Origin of the sequence: Nonomuraea typhae, from assembly GCF_009760925.1 — a bacterium.
Lineage (GTDB): Bacteria > Actinomycetota > Actinomycetes > Streptosporangiales > Streptosporangiaceae > Nonomuraea > Nonomuraea typhae.
Window position 1 is genome coordinate 83,816 of record NZ_VRLV01000012.1, and the last position, 14,278, is coordinate 98,093.

3 protein-coding genes are annotated in these 14,278 nt (G+C 72.5%); 2 read left to right on the forward strand and 1 reads right to left on the reverse strand.

The window, feature by feature from the left end; translation table 11 throughout:
- Positions 1 to 21 precede the first annotated feature (21 nt).
- Together FVE25_RS36855 and FVE25_RS36860 are read left to right on the forward strand one after the other, a co-directional pair.
- Complete coding sequence (locus tag FVE25_RS36855) at positions 22 to 12,864, forward strand: hemopexin repeat-containing protein (RefSeq protein WP_181019838.1); 12,843 nt, start codon at positions 22 to 24, stop codon at positions 12,862 to 12,864.
- Positions 12,865 to 12,875: 11 nt separating this feature from the next.
- Complete coding sequence (locus FVE25_RS36860; protein ID WP_157252110.1) at positions 12,876 to 13,856, forward strand: T3SS effector HopA1 family protein; 981 nt, start codon at positions 12,876 to 12,878, stop codon at positions 13,854 to 13,856.
- On the opposite strand, the gene FVE25_RS36865 is transcribed toward FVE25_RS36860, so the two are convergent.
- Positions 13,853 to 14,275, reverse strand: coding sequence for a hypothetical protein (locus FVE25_RS36865; RefSeq protein ID WP_157252111.1), 423 nt, complete (start codon positions 14,273 to 14,275; stop codon positions 13,853 to 13,855). The two genes, FVE25_RS36860 and FVE25_RS36865, sit on opposite strands and share 4 nt — an antisense overlap.
- Positions 14,276 to 14,278: the final 3 nt, after the last annotated feature.

Below are 14,278 nucleotides of genomic sequence, written 5' to 3' on the forward strand. Positions count from 1 at the left end.
GGGTCGATGTTGGGAGTTCGCGTGCGCGGAAACGGATCTCTGCCCAGCTATGCCCAGCTCTTCGGAGCACTCGACTTCAGGGAGGGGGACGAGGCGCGCACCGTCTGCTCGCCCGCCGCCTACCTCGTCGAGCTCCTCCGGCTCATGGAAGGGGCATTCGGCCGCCCCGCCGTCCTGGACCGCCGCCCGGACCTGCGCGAGATCCTCCTCGACCACGACAACACCTTCATGCCCGTCCCGTACCTCGACATCGTCAACCGGGTCCTCGAGAACCGCGCCGACAAGGCCAAGCCGTACGACAGGCTCCTGGGCCTGAAGCACCCGCTGACCCTGCCGTTCTCCCTGGAGCACGAACGGGTCAAGAGCCACCTGCGCCACCTCGGGGTGGACCCCGTCGAGTTCGCCCGGCTGTTCGAGGCCGCCCCCGACCACGACCTGGCCGCCCGGTTACGCCTGGGCCTGTCCGGCGAGGACGTCCGGGTCATCGTCACGCCGGTCGCCGGGGCCAACGCGGTCAAGGCCCTGTACGGGCTGGAGAACCGGGACGCGGTGGCCCTGCTGCAGGAGCCCGAGCGCTTCCGCACCGCCCTCGGGCTCAGCGGCGCCGAGCTGGGCGAACTGCTCGGGCTGCCCGGCGTGCGCGCCTCGGTCAACGCCGGGCGCACCGCACTGCTGTGGGACGGCGCCGAGAACGCGGTGCCGAACGAGTGGCTGGAGCGGGTCAACCGGTTCGTCCGGCTGGCCCGCCGTACCGGATGGTCGCTGACGGAGCTCTGCCTGGTGCTGCGGACCTGCAACGAGGCGCGGGTGGACGCGGCGGCGGTCCGGATCGCCGCGGCCGTCACGCACCTGGGCGAGGCCGCGGATCTGACCGTCACGGAGGTCTGCGCGCTGCTGACCCGGGGCGTCCCCGAGGAGGACGATCCGCTGGCCGCGCTCGGGGCGTGGAGCGGCGACCTGCTCGGCGCGCACAACAAGCGCTACCGCGCCGACGCCGCCCGCGTCACCGGCCTGGCCGCCGACGAGCTCACCGAGATCGTCACCGCCTACCGGGCCCGCTTCGCCGCTGGGCCGTTCGACCGGCAGGACGGGGCGGCCCGCTCCGCTGCGGGGCCGTTCGACCGGGAGGACGGGGCGGCGCGCTCCGCTGCGGGGCCGTTCGACCGCGAAGGCGAGGCGTGGGCGGCGCTGTCGCTGCTGCGGCGCATCGGACGGCTGGCCGCGGCGCTCGGCCTGGCCGCCGGTGAGCTGCTGCAGCTCATGGACGCCCTCGACAGCGACCCCGCGCTGCACCGCCACCCCGCCTTCCCCACGCTGAGCGGCGGCGGCCCGGAGGGGCGCGACTGCTTGCGCGTGCTCGACGACGGCGCGCCCGGCGACGCGCTCTGGCTGGTGGAGACGCTGCAGGGCGTCGTCGCCTGGATGCGGGAGGCCGGGCTCGGCGCCCAGGACCTCGCCGCGGTGCTCGACGGGCCGCCCGAGGAGGCCGAGGAACGCCAGGCGCTGCTGACCGCGCTGGCCGATCGGTTCGAACAGGTCGCGCTGGAGCCGCGGGCACTCGTCTCCGAACGGTTCGGCCCCCGCGCCGCGCAGGTGCTCCACGAGATCCTGACCGGCCGCGCCGGCTCCGTCGTCTCCCCCCGCGACCCCCGCCTGCTCACGCTCGACCCCGCCGGGACGCGCGCCGCCGCCTACGAGGCCGTCCACGACCTGGGCGTGCTCACCGCCGGCGACCTCACGGGACTCGGCCTCGGCGAACGGCTGGCCGCCAAGATCTTCACGAACCTGGTCCTGAACGGCTTCCTGGACGCCGACGGCGTCCTCGCCGAGCCCATCGAGGACCGCCCGCTGGCCAGGGACTTCAGCGCGCACGCCGAGGCGGTCGCCGCGCTGGTCACCTCGGGCGGAGGGGAGCTCCACCCCTCCGACCTGGCCTCGCTGGAGGAGCTGAGCGAGAGCGAACGGGCCGAGCTGTACGACAACCTGGTGCACAACGGCGTCGTGGACGCCGACGGCCGGGTGCGGGCCGGGGCGCAGGTCGAGGCCGGCGTCGACCTTGACGACGTCGAGGAGGCCGTGCTGGGGGTCCTGCGGGAGCGGGCCGAGCGGTTCGCGCGCGCGCCCCTGGTCGCCGAGCTCGGCCGGTACGGCGGGCTGGATCCGGTGCCCAGCCTGCGGTTCAACGGCTATCTGGATGCCGACGGGGCCTACCTGGACAAGGCGGCGCTGGCGCGGACCACGGTGGAGGACTTCACGCTGGCGCTGGAGTTCTATCCGCACCGGCGGGCCATCCTGGAGGCGGCGCAGGAGCAGATCGCCCGGTTCCGGGCGCAGTTGTACGCCTTCACGGCCGAGGACTTCGCCGAGGTGGCCGACGCCGCGATGGCCGGGCGGGTGCTGGACACCCTGGCCGCCGCGGTGGGGGCCGAGGCCGGCGAGGTGGCGCTGGCCGACCTGGACGCGACGCTCGGGCCGGTACGGGCTCCGGCGGATGGGGACCTGGACGCCGCCTCGGAGGCGGAGGAGGACTTCACCGAGGCCGAGGAGGACTGGGCCGGGGAGGACTTCGCCGGTTCGGCGGAGGATCTCGTCGACGACGAGGAGTTCTGGAAGGAGGAGTGGGAGGGCCCGGCCCCAGAGGGCGGTCTGGACACCCTGGAGGGGGAGACGGCTCCCGCGGAGGAGACCACGGAGGCGGAGGCCCGAGCAGGGGAGGAGACCGAGGAACGAGGGACCGAGGTAGGAGAGGCCGAGGTAGGAGGGGGCGAGGTAGGAGAGGCTGGGGTAGGAGGGGCCCAGGCGGAGGCGGGGGGAGCCGGAACGGCCGGGGCGCCCCAGGCGGCTCCCGCTCACGAGCCCGGGCCGGTGGCGGCCCTGCTGGCGCAGGCCGGGTTCACGGCGCAGGAAGCGGCCACCGCCGAGGGCCGGATCGGGGAGGTCAGGGCCGGGCAGCAGGCATACCATCTGGACCCCGGGGCCCTGACGGCGCTGGGTTTCGACGACGACGAGCGCGACCGCCTGCTCGGACTCCTCATCGACCGCGGCGACCTGGACGACCACCTGGCCATCCCGATGGACCGCCTGGCCGCGTTCGGCCGGATCTCCTCCGCCCTGGAGTACCGCCTCGAGGGCCTGGAGGACTACGAGAAGGACATCTTCTTCCTCCTCCACGCGGCGGCCACCCAGACGGCCGCCGCCGTCACGGAGGTCGTGCAGCGCCTGGAGGCGCAGGAGGGCCGTCAGCGCAAAGCCCTCTTCGACGTCCTCCAGGACGCCCTGGCCGTCCCCGCGGCCACGGCCGAGGCCATCGCCGTCGCGATCACCGGCAGCCGGGAGGCCGCCCTGGACGTCCTGGTCCCGCCCGCGCTGGCCGGCGCCGCGGACACCCGCTTCCGCCTGGCGCACCGCCGCGTCCGCCGCTTCGCGCTGCTGGCGGCCAAGCTCGGTCTGGACCCGGCCGCCGTCGCGGTGGCCTTCCACGACCAGGACCTCGTCGGCAAGTTCCCCGAGCCTCTCGCGCTGCCGCCGGACCTCGAGCGGGTGGACGCGCTGCTGGAGAGCGCCGACGGCCACATCTACGTCTTCGCCGCCGGCCGCTACCTGCTCTACCTGGCCGACACCCTGGCCAGGGCCGACGACCTGCTCCACCCGCTGACGGACCTGTCACCCAGGTTCGCCACGCTGACCGGCGTGGACGCCGCCTTCGTCCTGCCCGGCGGCGAGGAGTGGCTGGTCGCCCACGACGCGGGCGGCGCCACGCACACCTACACCCGGCGGCCCGGCCTGACCCGCTGGCTACCCCGTGAGCAGACGTGGGGCAAGATCGCCAACGCCTTCGACGACCCGCCAGCGATCGACAGCGCCCACGTGGACGCCGCCGGGCACGTCCACCTGGAGGCGGGCGGGCAGCACGTCCGCTATTCGGGCACCGGCCTCACCCACGTGGACGAGGGCTTCCCCCGGACCGCCGGAGAGCGGGCAGACGCCCGGTTCTACGGCGGCGACGGCCGCACCTACACCTTCGCCGGCGACACCTGGCGCCTGGACCCGACCGGCGAGACGGGCCGCATCGCGGACACGTGGGGCCGCGTCCGCAACGCCTTCGACGCGGCCGACCGCATCGACGCCGCCTACAGCGCCGCCGACGGCGTCCACCTGTTCCGCGGCGACCAGGAGATCCGCTACACCGACTGCGTCGAGAACGACGGCGTGCGCGTGGACGACGGCTACCCCCGCCGCACCGGCGGGCCGGCCCGCGCCGCCTTCGCCGACGCCCGGGGGATCGTGCACCGCTTCCACGACGGGCTGGCGACCTCCGGCGACGGCCCCGCCGTACCGGTGGCGGAGCGGTGGGGCGTGCTGCCCGAGGCGCTGCCGAGCGGGACGGCCGACGCGGCGTTCGTCGGGCTGGACGGCCGGACGTACCTGTTCAGCGGCGAGAAGTACATCAGGTACACCGGCGCCGGCTACACCGTGACCGACCTCGGCTACCCGCGCGGGATCGCGGGGGACTGGGCCGGGCTGACCCGGGTGGACGCGGCGTTCGTGCTGGACGGCCGGACGTACCTGTTCGGCGGCGGCCGGTACGTGCGGTACTCGGGACGCGACTACACCGTCGCGGACGAGGGCTACCCGAAGCCGGTCTCGGACAACTGGTGGAACCTGCCCGAGCCGATGGCCGTGGACGCGGTGTTCACCGGCCGCGACAACCTCACCTACCTGTTCTCCGGCGGCCGTTTCGTGGTGCACGACCACCGGCGGCGCTGGTGGTCGGAGCCGCGCACGCTGGCCGCCCACTGGGACAGCCTGCCGTTCCGCCGGGTGGACTCGGCCTTCGTGGGCATGGACGGGCGCACGTACGTCTTCGGCGAGGGCAGCTTCGTCCGCTATTCGAACGCCGACTACACGCGGGTGGACGACGGCTACCCGGCGCCGGTCACGGCGTTCTGGGGGAACGTGGCCAGTAACCTGGCCAGGACGGGCCGCGTGGACGCGACGCTGGTCACCGAGTCGAGCGAGCTGGTGGACGGCGTGGAGACGCCGCGCCGCCACACCTACCTGTTCTCCGGCGACCAGTACGTGCGCTACACCGGCGACCGCTTCGCCGTGGTGGACGACGGCTACCCGCGGGCGCTCGCCGAGCTGCGCACGGAGCCGAGGCTGGCGAACCTGCACGTGGTCCTGGACGGCGTGGACGCGGCCTTCGCCGACCGCCGCAACGTCTACCTGTTCCGGGGCGGGCGCTGCCATGTCGTCTCCGACACGCTCTGCCGCCGCTACGACGGCGTCGCGGTGGACTGCGCGTTCCTGGAGGACGGCGCGCTCATGGCCGAGCGCGACGGCGCCTGGTCGCACCTGCCGTCCGTGGAGGGCACGGGTACGGCGACGCCCGCGCGTCCCAGGGCGCTGCGTGCCGTACCGGAGGCGTTCCGCAGCGGCCTGGACGCGGTCCTGACCGGCGCGGACGGCACCACGTACCTGTTCAAGGGCGCCTCCTGCCACAACACCCGCCTGGGCAGGGAGTACCCGCTGGCGGAGGAGTGGGGCCACTCTCATAACCGCATTTATCACGACAACAAGGTCGATGCCGCCTTCGTCGGCCGGGACGGCAGGACGTACCTCTTCAGCGGCGACCAGTTCGTCTCCTACACCGGGACCGAGACCGTCACCGACACCGGCCCGCGCCCCATCGCCGCCCACTGGGGCGGCCTGACCAGCGTCACCCTGGCCTACGTCAGGAACGGCACCACCTACCTGTTCGAAAAGCCCGACGCCGGCGGCAAGATGCGCTACATCACCTTCACCGGCGCCGACTACACCGGCCCCGGCTACCCGATGACCGCCGACGCCGGATTCTGGGACGTGCCCGTCCACTACCGGATCGAGGGCCACCCGATCCCCGACGCGGTCCTGTACCAGGGCCAGACGATGATCCTGCTGTACGGCCGGCAGTGCGTGCAGTACGACGAGGCCGGAGCGCACTGGTCCTACCCGCGCCCGATCGAGCGCATCTGGCCCGGCCACGACCGCGGCGTGGAGCCCGGCGACGCCCTGCGCACCGCCTTCACCGGGGCCGACGGCGCCACCTACTTCTTCTTCGGCCACACCTACACCAGGTACGGCGAGCCCGCCGCCCCGATCCGCGAACGCTGGGGCCGCTCCCGCAACCCGTTCCTCCGCCCGGGCGACACCGTGGACGCCGCCGTGGTCGCCGGCCGCCACACGTACCTGTTCTCCGGCGACCGCTACGTGCGCTACACCGACGCCGAGTACCGCTACGTCGACCCCGGCTACCCCAAGCCCATCGCCCCGCACCTGCGCGGGGAGCCCGCGTTCGGGAACCTGCCCGACACCTTCGACGACGCCCTGGGCCCGCGCGTGGACGCCGTGCTGGCCAACCCGCGCAACGTCTACGTGTTCACCGGCGGCGCCTGCCACGTGGCCTCCAGGACGGCGGTGGCCGCCGACGACCTCACCCAGCTCGGCCGGGTCCGCAACACGCTGGCCGAACGGGGCCGCGTGGACGCGGCGCTGGTCAAGGGCGCGCACACGTACCTGTTCTCCGGCGACCAGTACGTCCGCTACACCGGCGCCGCCTTCGAGACGGTCGACGACGGCTACCCGCGCACGATCGCGCCCGGGCTCGCCGACGAGCTGCGCCTGGGGGAGTTGCCGGCCGAGTTCCAGGACGGGCTGGACGCCGCCTTCCTCTCGCCCGCGGGCGTCCACCTGTTCCGGGGCAAGAACTTCTGGCACAGGGGCCGGACCGCCCCGATCGCGGGGAGATGGGGGCGCGTCCGCAGCGAGTTCCCCGGCACGCTGGACGCCGCCTTCGCCACGCCGTCCGGCGAGGTGCACGCCTTCCGCGGCCGCCAGTACGTCCGCTACCGGCCCGGCGCCCTCGACGTGGCCGAGGAAGGCTACCCGCGCACGATCGAGCACGACTGGGGCGACCTGCCGTCCGGCTTCGAGTCGGGCATCGAGGCGGCCTTCACCCTGCACGGCCGTACCTATCTGCTCAAGGGCGCGGACTTCGTGCGCTACTCCGGCGCCGATCTCACCCGCGTGGACCGGACCTTCCCGCAGGCCGTCCGGCACCGCTGGGCCGAGGCGGCCGACTACCGGCTGAGCGACGTGCGGGAGATCGCCGCCTTCGCCCGGCTGTGCAAGGAGCGCCCGGGGCTGGCGGAGTTCCTGGAGCAGGGCGGCGAGGACCCCTACGCGTTCCTGTCCGGCTTGTTCGGCTGGGACCTCGACGAGGTGCGCTGGGCCCGGCGCAACACCGGGCTCCTGCACACCGTCACCGCGGAGGAGGCGCGCTTCGAGATCGAGTTCCTGCTGCGGCTGGAGCGGGTCTTCGACATGGCCGCGCGGATGGGCGCCGAGCCGTCCCGGCTGCACGCCGAGATCTGGGAGCCGTTGCGCGGCGGCGAGCCGGCCACGGCCGCGAACGGGCTGGAGGCGCTGCTCGGCCGCCGTCCCGACGCGAAGACGCTGGTCAAGACCGTGCACGATGAGCTCAACGCGCTCAAGCGGGACGCGCTGGTGGCCCACGTCGCGGCCGGCCGTACCACGCGGGAGTTGTTCGAGGAGCTGCTCATCGACGTGGAGATGGGCACCGAGGGCACCACCACGCCCGTGCGGGAGGCGATCGCGGCCACCCAGCTGTTCATCCACCGCTACCTGCTCGACCTGGAGCGGGTGAACCTGCCGGCCGGCCGTGACCCCGCCGAGGTCAGGAGGCGCATCAGGACGTGGTGGGCGTGGATGCGCAACTACCGCGTCTGGGAGGGCAACCGCAGGGTCTTCCTCCACCCCGAGAACTACCTGGTGCCCGAGCTGCGAGAGGCCAAGACGCCGGGCTTCAAGGTGCTGGAGGACGACCTGCTCCAGGGCGAGATCACCGAGGCCGGCGTGCAGGCCGCCTACAAGCGCTACCTGGACGAGTACACCGAGGTCTCACGCCTGGCCATCGCCGGAGGCTACGTCTACACCGCCGACGGCGCGCTGCCGGGCGAGCGGCGGCTGGTGCTGTTCGGCCGCACCAGGACCGCGCCGATCCGCTACTACGTGCGCGAGGCGGAGTTCCGCGACCGCGGCCGCCTGTCGGCCACCTGGCAGCCCTGGCACAGGGTCGGCGTGCAGATCGAGGTGGAGAAGGTCTACCCGGTGCACGCCTTCGGCCGCGTCTTCGTGTTCTGGCCGGTCGTGGAGACCGTGGCGCCGCCGGTCACCGGCACGACGACCATCTCCGAGCAGCCCAAGGACGGCAAGCGGGAGATCAGCGCGCCGCCGCCGACGTACCGGGTGAAGATCTGCTACTCCTTCTCCACGCTGGCCGACGACTGGGTGCCCGCCCAGGAACTGCCGGTGGACGTACGGCGCGGCCTGCCGATCATCGGCGTCTCGCTGTTCGCGCGGGCCTCGGCGACCGTGCCGGGACAGCCGGAGGGCGAGCACGACACGATCGTGATCACCTGCGTCGTCAACTCGGCGGGGGAGGAGGAGAGCGAGTCGTTCGTGCTCACCCCGGAGCTGTACGCGACGCGGGCCGCCGTCGACGTCCCGGCCTCGCACGCCACCGAGCTGGCGAAGATCTTCGACGAGACGGTCGGCGCGCAGGGCATGGTCTACTTCGACACGCCGCTCGGCTCCGCCGACGAGCCGTGGCTGAGCGTGGACCACAAGGGCGGCAGCTTCCTGTGCCGCCCCATCACCGCCGTCCCGGCCGACGAGCCCGCGCCGCGGGCGATCACCTCGGCCCCCGGCAGGCTACCCGCCTGGACGCGCGTCGACGCCGCCTTCGAGCTCCCCAACGGGGAGCGGTACTTCTTCGACAACGAGGCCGAGCGCTACATCGCGCTGTCGGCCGCCGGCGAGACCATCGCCGAAGGCCCGACCGCGGGCAGATGGGGCCTGATCCGCACCAACCTGCACAGAACCGGGGTCGTGGACGCCGCGCTGGTCCGCGGCAACCAGGTCTATCTGTTCTCCGGCAACGAGTACTACCGCTTCACCGGCCCGGTCTTCGGGACCCTCGACGACGACTGCCCCAGGCCGCTGGCGGGCAATGACGAGAACCTGCCGCAGTGGCCGCGGATCGAGGCCGCCTTCACCGGCTCCGACAAGACCGAGTACTTCCTGTCGTCCCAGGACGGCTTCGCGCAGACCGGCTCGCTCGGCATGCTCAGGCCGCTGCCGTCAGGACGCCAGCCGGCGATCCGCCGCTTCCTGCGGCACGTTTCCGGGCTCGAGGACCCCAGCCCGCGGGTCGCCTTCGCCTTCGGCGGGCGCACGTACGTCTTCGACAACGAGGAGCACACCTACACAGTCGGCGACGCGGTCCACAAGACGCGCGACCTCGGCCGCCGGCCGACCGCCGTCACCGGCGGCGTGGACGCCGCCTACCTCACCGGCGGCACGCTCCACCTGACCTCCCAGCTCGAGGTCGTCACCTACACGCTGGGCCCCGGCGACTCCATCCCCGACTACGTGGACGGACCGCCCGTGGACATCCAGGCGCGGGTCAACGCCGTCTTCCGCCGCTACGTCTTCTCCGGCTCCCTGTACGGCAGGCTCGCCCCCGGCCAGGACCTCGCCACCCTGAAGCCGGCGCTGCCGGTCGCGGGCAACTGGCGCTCGCTGCCCGAGGGCTCGATCTCCGGCGTGCTCGACGCCAAGGACACGCTGTACGTCTTCAGCGGCGAGAACTACCTCGCCTACCCCAAGGGGGCGCCGGTCCCCCGCCCCTACGAGTACGCGGCACAGCCCCACGAGATCGTCCGCCTGACGACCAGCACCGCCTACGAGCTCAACCGGCGCCTGCTGACCGGCGGCGTGCCCGCCCTGCTCCACCCCGAGACGCAGGAGATCGACGAGCTGCCCGCCTTCATCGCCGACCCGGCCGAGCGCGCCACGGCGACCACGGTCAAGCTCAAGCCCGAGATCTTCCCCAACGGCGTGCCGGCCGGCAGCCACCTGGACTTCCAGAGCGCCAACGGCCTCTACTACTGGGAGATCTTCTTCCACGCGCCGCTGCTCATCGCCAAGGCGCTCAACGGCGCCCAGCGCCACGAGGAGGCCCGCCGCTGGTACGAATACGTCTTCGACCCCTCCGAGCCCGGCAGCCACTGGCGCTTCGTCCCGTTCCTGGCCGCCGACGTGGCGGCGCTGGTCACCGGCATCCGCACCGACCTGGCCGAGCTGGGCGAGACCACCACGTCCCTCGGGACCACGCTGGAGACGCACCTGGCCAGGCTGGAACCGCTCAACGACGCCTTCCTGCAGTTCAGCGAGCTCGGCTCCGACGACCTCGCCTTCCTCGACACCCTGGCCACGGTACGGCCGGCCGTACCGGAAGGCGGCACGCCCGCCACCCGTGAGGCGGCGCGGCGGCTGCGCGAGCGGCTGGGCATGATGCGGCGGCTCGGCCGCCAGTACCGGCTCATGGGCGACAGAGGCGCGCTGCTCAAGGCCTACCTCGACGATCCGTTCGACCCTCACGCGATCGCCGAGCTGCGGCCCTCCACCTACCGGCGCAACGTCGTCATGGCCTACATCGACAACCTGATCGACTGGGGCGACCATCTGTTCCGCAAGTACACGGCCGAGGACATCGACGAGGCCAGGATGCTCTACATCCTCGCCTACGACCTGCTCGGCGAGCGCGACTTCGGCTACGGGCCGAGGCAGCTGAGCGCGGCGCTGCCGTACGAGAGGCTGCCCCAGGTGAGCGAGGGCAGGCAGCTCGCGGAGCTGACCGCGGGCGGCACCCTGGTCAAGGGCGCCGGGGCGGTGCACGCCGGCGTGGCCGAGCCGTACTTCTACGTGCCGGAGAACGCGGTGTTCGGCGAGTACTGGAGCCGGGTCGCGGACCGCCTGCGCAAGATCAGGCAGTCGCTGGACTTCTTCGGCGTCAGCAGGCCGGTGCCGCTGTTCGAGCCGCCGGTGGACGTCATGGCGCTGGTGCGCGGCGCCGCCGAGGGCGCGGCCCTGGACGGCGTGGCGGCCGCTGCCGAGGCGGCGGTGCCGCACTACCGCTTCCCCGTGGTGCTGAAGAAGGCGCAGGAGCTGGCCGACCGGGTGCGCCAGTTCGGCGGCGACCTGCTGGCGGCGATCGAGCGGCGCGACGGCGAGGAGCTGACGCTGCTGCAGAACCGGCAACAGAACAAGATCCTCGACCTCACCCGCGCGATCAAGGAGGCCGAGGTCCGCATGGCCGCGGAGAACCTGAGCGAGCTGGAGGCGGGCAAGGCCGCCGCCAACACGCGGCTGGTCTTCTACGAGCGGCTCATCGCGGCCGGGCTCACCCCCACCCAGAAGGCGCAGCTGGCCATCATGTCCACGGGCGCCGCCGGGCACTTCGCCGCCAGCGGCCTCAAGATCGCCGCGTCGCTGGCCTCGGGCGGGGTGCAGATCCTCGCCGGGCCGTTCATCATGGGCATGGAGTACGGCGCCGACCAGCTCGGCGGCATGCTCGACACCGCCGCCGACATCTCCAGCACGATGGCCGAGGGCTTCAGCGTGCTCGGCGAGGTGCTGGCCGTCACCGCCGAGCACGAGCGCATGGCCGAGGAGTGGGACCTGCAGCGCGACCTGGCCAAGAGCGACCTCGTCCAGCTCGAGCACCAGATCAACGGCGCGAAGCTCCGGGCCGAGGCCGCCCGGCAGGAGCTGCGCGTCCTCGAGCAGGAGATCGCCCACGGGCAGGAGATCGCCGGCTTCCTCACCGCCAAGTTCTCCAGCGCCCAGCTCTACCAGTGGATGACCGGGCGGCTGTCGGGCATGTACTTCACCGCGTACGGCCTGGCCTTCGACATGGCCAAGGCGGCAGAACGGGCCTACGCCTACGAGAACGGCGGCGGCGGCGAGCCGTACGTCAGGCCCGTGTACTGGGACAGCCGCAGGAACGGGCTGCTGGCCGGGGAGAGCCTGGCGCTGGACCTCGACCGGCTCGGCGCCGCCTACCTCCAGCACGGGCGCGAGCTGGAGATCACCAAGCGGATCTCGCTGCTCGACCTCGACCCGCTCGCCCTGCTCACCCTGCGCGACACCGGCCGCTGCGAGTTCTCCCTCGGCGAGGCGCTGTTCGACCGGGACTTCCCCGGCCACTACCGCAGGCGGGTGCGGAACGTCGCGGTCGCCTTCGAGGCCGGCGGGCCGGTCAGCGCCGTCCTGACCCAGCTCGCCGGGCGGACCGTGCTGGAACCCGACCCGAAGGCGGTCAAGTTCCTGCTCGACCCGAAGGGCACGCCGCCCGCCACGCTCCGCTCCGACCTGCGGGCCGGGCAGCGGATCGCGCTGTCGCACGTGGCGGAGGGACAGGAGAACAACGGCCTGTTCGAGCTGCGCTACGACGACGACCGCTACCTGCCCTTCGAGGGGTGCGGCGCGGTGTCCACCTGGCTGCTGGAGGTCCCCGGCCGCCGCCCGCAGGGGCTGCGCGACGTCGTGGTGACCCTGCGCTACACCGCCGAGCCGGGCGGGGAGGCGTTCACGAACGCGGTCAGGGGCATGCAGCGCCCCTACGCCGCCGCGCGCTACGTGGACGTGGCCGCCGAGTTCCCCGAGCAGTGGGAGGAGTTCCTGCTGGCGGAAGAGGCGGGCCCCCTGCTGCTGCCGCTGACCGCCGAGCACTTCCCCGGCCTGATCGGCGGCCAGATCACCGGCCTGTACGCCCGCTACGACCTCGACGGCGGCAGCGCCCGCTTCCTGGTCAACGGCGAGCGCCGGTACGCCCTGGAGCACGGCAAGGCGATCCGCGCCACCGGCCTCGGCGTCGGCGCGCCCTGGTCGCTGGTCGTGGAAGGCGACAGGAACGCACTCGTCAACGTCGGCCTCGTGCTGACCTACCGGGCCCAGTGAGGAGCGGATCGATGACTCCCCATAACCGCCGCAGGACCACGCAGACCAACCGCAGGCGCCGCGGGACCACCCCCGCCAACTGGCGCGCGAACAACGCCCGCCAGACGCAAGGGGGCATCCGCAAGACCAGGAGAAGCCCGGTCCGGCGGACGCCCGTCCGCCAGTATCCGACCAGGGACTCCGGCACGGGCACCAACAGCGACGCCATCAGGAGGATCTACGACGCCTTCGGCTGGCAGGCCGATCGATACGCCAGCTCGACGAAACTCGCCGACGCCGTCTACGACTTCGCCGCCGAAGGGCGGAGCACCTACCGGGACACGACCGTGGACGCGGACGCCTTCCGCCGCTTCAGGGACAACGCGGGCGGCACCTACACGGTCGAGGCGCAGAACGCCGGCACCATCGACGAAGGGCTCAGAAAGGGCGACTACTTCTACGTCTCCAACCGCCGGGCGAACAGGGACGACGCGACCCTGAAGGGGAAGGCCAGGCGCGTGGTCGTCAACGTCAAGAGCCAGGCCGCCGCCCTGCGCGTCAGCGAGAGGCTGGCCGCCCTCTTCCAGGACAACAACGTCTCCGCGTACTTCCGCACCTTCAAGACGTACTTCTCCGGGCAGGCGGAGAACAACGCGCTCATGAAGTTCGACAAGATCGTCGCCTACTACGCCAGGAAGGACGGCGTGGCCGGCGACGAGGTGGGCAACAGCATCGTCACCGCCATCAGGAGCGCGCTGCGGCCCGGCGACGCGGACGAGAGGTTCGCCCCCTTCTACGAGCGCCTCCACCCCGGCATCGCCTGGTCGCACGAGCCCAAGTACTACACGAACGAGCGGGGCGACCCGAGCTTCAGCGAATCGCGCATGAAGGTCGTCGCCCGGGCCCTGATGCGCAATCCCCGTGCCACCGAGCAGGAGTTCCGGGTCAACCTCAGGAGGGAGATGATCCTGTCCAGGGTCGACCCGGACCGCGCGCACCGGCAGACGATCTAGTCCGGCGCCCAGTACTTGGTCAGGAACCTCTCCAGGTCCGACACCACCGGCGCCCACGTCTTGGTCAGGTGATACTTGCTGACCCGGTGCTTACGGTAGGTGAGCGTGTACTTCAGGAAGTCCGCCCCCTGCGGGCGGGCTTGCGACCTGCCGAGCTTCAGCCGCTTCAGGTGGTACTTCAGCGTGCGCCACTCGGCCCTGGTCAGGCACTTGTCCACGGTCGGGCCGGTGCGGCGGCTGAGCCGTACGCAGGCGTTGGTGTAGACCCGCACCCGGTCGTCGAACCCCGCGAAACCGCCCTCCCGCCGCAGCTCCACCAGCAGCTTCTTCTTGTGCTGTACGGCTTCCGCCTGGACGGGCGTGCCGAGCCCGGCGGTCAGGCCGAGCAGCAGCACGGGCATCACGATGACGCGCCACATCTT

What these genes read in the sequence shown, in the direction of transcription:
- FVE25_RS36865 (WP_157252111.1), bottom strand. Translation starts at nt 14,275, where the DNA reads ATGTGGCGCGTCATCGTGATGCCCGTGCTGCTGCTCGGCCTGACCGCC.
- FVE25_RS36860 (WP_157252110.1), top strand. Translation starts at nt 12,876, where the DNA reads ATGACTCCCCATAACCGCCGCAGGACCACGCAGACCAACCGCAGGCGC.